At 71.3% G+C, this 4,439-nt stretch carries 6 protein-coding genes; 3 read left to right on the forward strand and 3 right to left on the reverse strand.

Annotation, left to right across the window (positions count from 1 at the left end):
• Positions 1–188: 188 nt before the first annotated feature.
• A complete protein-coding gene (locus ACQKIP_RS40695; RefSeq protein WP_365866840.1) occupies positions 189–401 on the forward strand; it encodes a hypothetical protein in 213 nt (70 codons plus the stop codon).
• A gap of 94 nt (positions 402–495) precedes the next feature.
• Here the strand turns inward: ACQKIP_RS40695 and cynR are convergent, their stop codons facing one another.
• Complete coding sequence (gene cynR, locus ACQKIP_RS40700) at positions 496–1,410, reverse strand: transcriptional regulator CynR (protein ID WP_365866838.1); 915 nt, start codon at positions 1,408–1,410, stop codon at positions 496–498.
• A 137-nt stretch (positions 1,411–1,547) separates the two neighbouring features.
• Here cynR and ACQKIP_RS40705 point away from each other — a divergent pair, with 137 nt between their 5' ends.
• Positions 1,548–2,057, forward strand: coding sequence for a nucleoside deaminase (locus ACQKIP_RS40705; protein ID WP_365866836.1), 510 nt, complete (start codon positions 1,548–1,550; stop codon positions 2,055–2,057).
• Between the two features lie 56 nt (positions 2,058–2,113).
• Here the strand turns inward: ACQKIP_RS40705 and ACQKIP_RS40710 are convergent, their stop codons facing one another.
• Together ACQKIP_RS40710 and ACQKIP_RS40715 are read right to left on the reverse strand one after the other, a co-directional pair.
• Complete coding sequence (locus ACQKIP_RS40710) at positions 2,114–3,013, reverse strand: LLM class F420-dependent oxidoreductase (protein ID WP_365866834.1); 900 nt, start codon at positions 3,011–3,013, stop codon at positions 2,114–2,116.
• A 9-nt stretch (positions 3,014–3,022) separates the two neighbouring features.
• Positions 3,023–3,874, reverse strand: coding sequence for a helix-turn-helix transcriptional regulator (locus ACQKIP_RS40715; protein ID WP_365866832.1), 852 nt, complete (start codon positions 3,872–3,874; stop codon positions 3,023–3,025).
• Positions 3,875–4,045: 171 nt separating this feature from the next.
• Between ACQKIP_RS40715 and ACQKIP_RS40720 the strand changes: the two genes are divergently transcribed.
• Positions 4,046–4,439 (forward strand): NADPH-dependent F420 reductase (locus ACQKIP_RS40720; RefSeq protein ID WP_427745327.1); only part of this gene is annotated, 394 nt, incomplete at its 3' end.

Below are 4,439 nucleotides of genomic sequence, written 5' to 3' on the forward strand. Positions count from 1 at the left end.
CCGCGTCCATGGGGAGAGTGTGGCGCGGTGGCGGTCTCGGTGAGGGCGGATTCGTCACAGCCACCCTGTCGGGAGGGGGCAGCGGGCACGGCGGTGGGTTCCCAGCCACCTCGCGCGCACACGCAGGCGGATGGCCACGGCATCTCCCTCCGCGTGCCGGTAGCGCTGGACGCGCGCACTCTGGAGGTATGCCCACCGCCCCGATAATCGTGCACCCGCCGCTCGGTACTGGCGGCCGGCGGGTCGTCGCGCGCGAGCAGATCCTCGGACTCGCGCACTCCGATGCGGACGTGATCGAATTCCTGCGGCGTGCGGGACTGCCGGACGCGGAGGGACTGCTTGACGACCCGTCCTGGGTGAAGTGGCGCGGCGGGCGCGCGCACCACTACGAGGCCGCCTAGCCGGGCGCCCTCAGCTGGGTCCCCGGCTCGTTGGGGAGCGCGTCCATCGCTTCCCCTATGACCACACGTTCATGGGCTCGGGGGGGGGCGAGCCTCACCCCTCCGCCGCTCCGGCGGGCGGCAGACCCCGTTCGTTCACCTGTGTGCGCAGCAGCGCGACGAAGGCCCATACGGCTGCCGAGCGGTGGCCGCCGGAGCGGGTAAGGAGCGCCGCCGTGCGGTGGGGCAGCGGCGGTCGCAGCGGCACCTGCGACAGTCCCGGCCGGTCCAGGGCCACGGCGGTGGGCAGCACGGTGGCCAGCGCTCCGCCCCGCACGATCTCAAGGAGCGCCAGCGCCGAGTCCGCCTCGACGGCCACCCGCGGCGCGACGCCCTGGTCGGCGAAGTAGGCGTCGATCCGGGCGCGGGTGGCGAAGTCGCCTGCGAGCAGCGCCAGGTCCCGTCCGGCCAGCTCGGCGACCGGCAGCGGCGCGGCCCCGCCCCCGCTGCCGCCCATGACCACGGCGAGTGTCTCGGTGAACAGTGGCTCGGCTGCTGTGCCGGGCACGGAGTTGCCGGCGAAGCCGATCCCCGCGTCCAGTTCGTCGGCGATCAGTGCCGCCCCGATGCGTTCCTGGGTTGATTCCCGGACGCTCAGGTCGAGCCCGGGATGCCGGGCGTGCAGGGCGCCCATGAGCGGTCCGACCAGGTAGGCGGTGAAGGTGGGCGTGACGCCGAGCCGCAGCTGCCCGCGCGAGAGGTCCCCCACGTCCTGCACGGCCCGGTCGGCTGCGGCGATCTCGCGCAGGGCCCGGCGCGCGTGGTCGACGTACACCTGGCCGGCGTCGGTGGGCCGCACGGTGCGCCCGGCCCGGTCGAGCAGCGGCACGCCGACGGCCCGCTCCAGCGCCCGGATCTGCTGCGAGAGGGTCGGCTGGGAGACGTGCAGCGCCTCGGCAGCCCTGGTGAAGGTGCCGTTTTCGACGACGGCAAGGAGGTAGCGCAGGTGGCGCAGTTCCACAGGAGCCATACCGCGAGCGTAACGCCGGGTATAGATCGCATCTATAGGTGGCATGAGGAGTGCGTCTTGGACGCTATAGCTCCAGCTCCGCGACACTGGGGTAGAGATCCGAAAGCAGCCGAAATGATCTGATCCGGAGGCATCCCGTGGACTTCGTCCAGCGCACGATCGACCTGGCCCGCACCAACGTCCAGGACGGCGGCCGCCCCTTCGCCACTGTCATCGTCAGGGACGGCGAGATCATCGCCGAGCGCGCCAACCAGGTCGCCCAGACCCACGACCCCACCGCGCACGCCGAAGTGCTCGCCATCCGGGACGCGTGCGTAAAGCTCGGCACCGAGCACCTGACCGGCACCACGATCTACGTTCTGGCGCAGCCGTGCCCCATGTGCCTGGGCGCGCTCTACTACTGCTCCCCCGACGAGGTCGTCTTCGTGACGACCCGCGAGGCCTACGAGCCGCACTACGTCGACGATCGCAAGTACTTCGAGCTGAGCACGTTCTACGACGAGTTCGCCAAGCCCTGGTCCGAGCGCCGGCTGCCGATGCGGCACGAGCCGCGCGAGAGCGCCGTGGACGTCTATCGCCTGTGGCAGGAGCGCAACGGCGGCGAGCGCCGCGTCCTGGGCGCGCCGGGGACGCACGACGCCCGCTGAGCCAGACGCCCCGTCGAGCCGGTCGCGGGCGGGGCGGGTGGGGATAGCCGGCTCGGTCAGGTGCCGCTCAGCTTGAGGGCCGGGGCGAGTTCGCGCAGCGCGGGCAGCGGGTCGGATGAGGGGTCCTCGCCGAGAACCTGTACGAGCACGTGGTCGGCGCCCGCGTCCAGGTGCTGTTGCACACGCGCAGCCAGCGCCTGCACGTCGCCGATGGCGACCATGCCGTCCGCCAGCTTGTCCGAGCCGCCCACCACCACGTCGGACTCGTCGAAGCCCTGACGCAGCCAGGAATTGCGGTAGTTCGGCAGCTGCGAGTACATGTGCAGGTGCTGGTGGGCCCGGCGCAGGCCCTCTTCACGGTCGGTGGTGAGCGCGACGGCCTGCTCGCTGACGACCCACTTGCCCGCCCCGACCCGTTCGCGCGTCCTGGCGGTCTGCTCCGGAGTCACCAGGTAGGGGTGCGCCCCGTCGGCCGCCTTGGCGGACAGCTCGATCATCTTCGGGCCCAGCGCGGCGAGCAGCCGGGCCGGGCGCTGCCCTCCCGGTTCGACCTCGTCGGGCACCGCGTCCATGACCCGCAGGTACTCCCGCATGGTGCTCAGGGGCTTTTCATAGGAGCCGGCATAGCTGTGCTCCACCAGCGGAGCGTGGCTGACCCCCAGCCCGAGCACGAACCGGCCCGGGTGCAGCGCCCCCAGCGTGCGGGCGCCCGCTTCGCTGGCCGGGGCGCTGCGGGCGTGGATGTTCGCAATGCCCGTCCCGACCACCAGCCGCTCGGTACCGCCCAGCAGAGCAGCGGCCTGGGTCAGGCTCTCCTTGCCTCCGGCTTCGCCGTAGAAGAGCGATCCGTACCCGAGTTGCTCCGTCTCGAGAGCCCGGGTGATCACGTCGGCGGTCGGCCACCGATCGCTGGTCCACCAGACACCGACCGGAGCACTGAAGTTGATGTTGACCATGCGCCGAGGCTACCCCGCTGCCGTGGCCACCCGATCGCGCAGCACGGCCAGCTTCTGGGCGGCCCCGGTGTCCGGAGCGGCCCAGTTCAGCACGATGTGCAGGTCGGCACGTTCGATGGTCAGGATGTCGCAGTCCAGGACGATCTCGCCGACCTCGGCGTGGACGACCGTTTTGCGCGAGCGCCCGATCGGCACCGTCTCGTAGCGGGTCCACAGGTCGGCGAAGCGCGGGTTGGCCTCGCGCAGTCCCCCGATCAGTTCGAGGACGGCGCGGTCGTCCGGGTAGCGGTCCGCGGCCCGGCGCAGGTCGGACACCATCATGCGTTCGAATGCGTCGGCGTGCGCGGCGTCGCGCTCAATGCGCGATGCACCCGCGGGTGTGGGGGCGGCGAAATGGCCCCAGACGAGATTGGCGGGCCCGGCGCCGGGTTCGGCGCGACCGCCGAACAGCTCGCCCCACAGCGCGTTCGTCTGCACGATGTCCCATGCGGCGGTGAAGACGGCCAGCGGGGTGTCGCTCATCCGGTCGATCATGCGCTGTACGCCCGGCGGCACCTCGCGCGGAACCGAACCCGACGGAGGAACCACCGAACCGGCCAACCGGTAGAGCAGCTCGCGATCCACGGCATTCAATCGCAGCGTCTGTGCGAACGCCCCGAGCACCTGGGGCGACGGGTTCCCGGCACGGCCCTGTTCGAGCTGCACGAGGTAGTCGACCGAGATACCGGCCATGACGGCCAGTTCCTCGCGCCGCAGACCCGGAACCCGCCGGTTGGCCGTGACCGGCAGGCCCACGTCGGCCGGGCCGATGCGCTCTCGCCAGGCGCGCAGGGCGGGGCCGAGCTCGGTAGGGATGCTCATGGGCCCAGTATGCGCCGCGGCGCCAGGAGCTGGGTGGTACCGGCAGTACCAGGGACAGCGGCGCCTGGTGCACCCGCGCGGGCAGGCCGAATATCGGCTCGTGGGTCCAACTCCGCAAGACACCTGACGCCTTGCAGCGGACTCCGCCCTTCTACGAGAGAGATATCGGTGATGACACAGACCATCGGGATTATCGGCTCCGGCCTGGTCGGCGGCGCCGTCGCCCGCCTGGCCGTCGACGCGGGCTACCGCGTCGTGCTCAGCAACTCACGCGGCCCGGAGACGATCGCGCACCTCATTGCGGAACTCGGTCCGCTCGCCCGCGCCGGAACCGTCGATGAGGCGATCGCGGCCGGTGACATCGTCGCTCTGCCCCTCCCCCTGGCGAACTTCGAGGCGCTGCCCGCCGACAAGCTGGCCGGAAAGGTGGTCATCGACCAGACGAACTATTACCCCGAGTTCTGGCGCAACACCGAGCTCGACAACGCGGAGCTCACGTCGAGCGAGCTCGTGCAGCGCCACCTCAGGGGCTCCCTGGTCGTCAAGGCGCTTCACAACCTTGATT

Source organism: Streptomyces sp. NPDC059900 (genome assembly GCF_050270335.1).
Classification (GTDB): Bacteria; Actinomycetota; Actinomycetes; order Streptomycetales; family Streptomycetaceae; genus Streptomyces.

Excerpts from the sequence above, each read along its gene's own strand:
- ACQKIP_RS40695 (WP_365866840.1), top strand. The coding sequence starts at position 189 with ATGCCCACCGCCCCGATAATCGTGCACCCGCCGCTCGGTACTGGCGGC.
- cynR (WP_365866838.1), bottom strand. The coding sequence starts at position 1,410 with ATGGCTCCTGTGGAACTGCGCCACCTGCGCTACCTCCTTGCCGTCGTC.
- ACQKIP_RS40710 (WP_365866834.1), bottom strand. The coding sequence starts at position 3,013 with ATGGTCAACATCAACTTCAGTGCTCCGGTCGGTGTCTGGTGGACCAGC.
- ACQKIP_RS40715 (WP_365866832.1), bottom strand. The coding sequence starts at position 3,874 with ATGAGCATCCCTACCGAGCTCGGCCCCGCCCTGCGCGCCTGGCGAGAG.